Raw genomic sequence first — 2,328 nt, forward strand, 5'->3', positions numbered from 1 at the left:
GATCCTTATGGATCCGGGCCTTCGGGCTTCAGTAGCGGGGACAGGATTTGAACCTGCGACCTCTGGGTTATGAGCCCAGCGAGCTACCGAGCTGCTCCACCCCGCGTCGGTGAACCCAACAGTACGTCACCGCGAGGACCAGAGCAAATCGATAACCGTTCGCCCGTTCGTCACACGTACGCTCGCCGCAGCAGCGGTGCGTCACGCCGTGAGCTCCTGGTGGAGGGCCTGGCGCAGCGCCTCGGCCCGCTCGGCGACCTCGGCCGGACCGAGCTCCACGGCGCGGGCGCACCAGCGCTGGCCCTCCGCGAGCTCGCCCCTGCGGGCAGCGAGCAGGGCGAGGCGGAGCGCCGCGCGGCCGTGCCCGGCGCGGGCGGCCCGGGCCCACCAGAGCGCGGCCTCTCGCTCATTGCCGTCGCGGGCGAGCAGCAGCCCCAGGTTGAACGCGCCGTTGCGGCTGCCCGCCTCGGCCGCCTCCCGGTACCAGCGAGCGGCGTCGGAGATGTCACCACGGGCGGCAGCGAGCATGCCGACGCGCACCTGGGCGCGCCGGTGGCCCTGCTCGGCGGCGCGCTCGTACCACTCCTCGCACTCGCTCTTCTCGTTCACCGGCTCACCGAGCGCGGGCTGGCCGGTCGGGGCCTGGCGGGCGTCGAGCAGCGTCGCCAGCCGGAAGGCCCCCTCGGCGCTGCCGCTGCCCGCGGCGCACCGCAGATGACGCTCGGCCTCCTGCTCCTCGCCGTCCCGCAGGCAGGCCATGCCCACCTGGAGCGCGGCCTCGGTGTGCCCGGCCGCGGCAGCGCGCTCGTACCAGCGCAGGGCCGTACGGTCGTCGTCCCGGCCCGCGTAGAGAATGCCCAGGTTGAACGCGGCGTCCACGCTGCCTGCCTCGGCGGCCTTGGAGAACCAGGGCTCGGCACCGGACGCGTCGCCGGCCTGGAGGAGCAGCACGGCGAGCGCGTTGGCGGCCTCGCGGTGCCCGGCGTAGGCGGCGCGGCGGTACCACTGCTCGGCCTGGGCCGTGCGGTCCTGAGCCGCGCAGAGCAGGCCGAGGTTGTACGCGCCGTTGACGTCTCCGGCGTCCATGGCGGCCCGGTACCAGCGCTCGGCGGACTGCTGCTCACCGCGTGCAGCGTGCAGCGCACCGAGCGCATTGGCAGCGTTGCCATCGCCGTCCTGCGCGGCGCGCAGCCACCACACGGCGGCGCTCTCCTCGTCCCCGGCGTCCCGCAGCAGGAACCCCAGGGCGCAGGCGGCTCGCGCCTCGCCGTCCTTCGCGGACGTGAGGTACCACCGCCCGGCCTCCTTCAGCTCGCCCCGCCGCTCGAGGATGCCCCCGAGATGCAGCGCGGCACGCCGATGTCCCCGCGCGGCGGCCTGCCGGTACCACTGCTCGGCCTCCCGCAGGGCGCCGCGCCCACCGGAGGTGTCGGCCGTACCGGGCGCACCGGCGGCCCCGTCGGCTACGTCAGGTACGTCAGGTACGTCGAGGGACAGCACATGGCGTTCCAGCGCGCGGGCCAGGCGGTAGGCCGCCTCGCGGTGGCCCTGCTCCGCGGCGGCCCGCAGCCAGCGCTCCGCACCCGGCTCGCTTCGGTGCTCCAGCAGATCCGCCAGTGCGTAGGCCCCCAGCGCATGACCCTGCTCGGCGGACTGCCGCAGCCAGTACTCGGCGGCGGGCTCGTCGCCGCGCTCCCGGAAGTGTCTGCCCAGCGCGTGCGCCGCGGCCGCGGAGCCGGCGACGGCGGCGATGCGCCACCAGCCGGCCGCCTCGTCGGCGTAGCCACGCTGGTGCAGCAGCACACCCAGGTTGTTCGCGGCGGCGCGGTCGCCCTCCGCGGTCGCCGCCCGCAGATGCGGCTCCGCGCCGTCGAGGTCACCGCGGCGCAGCAGCAGCGCCCCGAGAACGCTCATCGACGCGATGTCACCGGCGTCGGCGGCGCGACGGTGTCCGGCCTCGGTCTCCGCGTCCGAATCCACGGGGCCCGCGGGCTCGGCAGGGCCCACGCAGTCGAGCGGCTCCACGGCGTCGACGCCCATCGCATCGGCCACGCCCACCGCGCCTGTCACGGTCCCGGCGTGCTGCTGCACAAACCGCCCTGTCTCCAACAGAGTTGCCCTGTCCCCCATAAATTCCATCGTCGCACCACCTGCAACCCGCGTACACCTGGTATACCGCAGCCAGTGAGGTCACTTCAGCGTTTTGTCGACATGCCCACAGAGAGATAAGTCAAACACGCCTCACCCCAACCCGCCGTCCTCAACTCGCCCCACCCGGCTCACACTTCGAAAGCGTCGGTTCACGACACACGTCGAGGGCCCGGATCC

Annotated in this window: 1 protein-coding gene and 1 tRNA gene; both read right to left on the reverse strand. The window is 73.9% G+C overall.

Features of this window, described 5'->3' with window-relative positions; all coding sequences use genetic code 11:
* Positions 1-32: 32 nt before the first annotated feature.
* Positions 33-106, reverse strand: a tRNA-Met gene (locus tag ACWGI8_RS43200).
* A gap of 95 nt (positions 107-201) precedes the next feature.
* Positions 202-2,139 (reverse strand): sel1 repeat family protein, encoded by a 1,938-nt coding sequence (locus ACWGI8_RS43205; protein ID WP_453668978.1) that lies wholly within the window; start codon positions 2,137-2,139, stop codon positions 202-204.
* Positions 2,140-2,328 lie beyond the last annotated feature (189 nt).

It is taken from the genome of Streptomyces sp. NPDC054841 (assembly GCF_053611045.1).

Bases quoted from the DNA above. Each gene is read 5' to 3' on its own strand.
- ACWGI8_RS43205 (WP_453668978.1), bottom strand. From the start codon at position 2,139: ATGGAATTTATGGGGGACAGGGCAACTCTGTTGGAGACAGGGCGGTTT.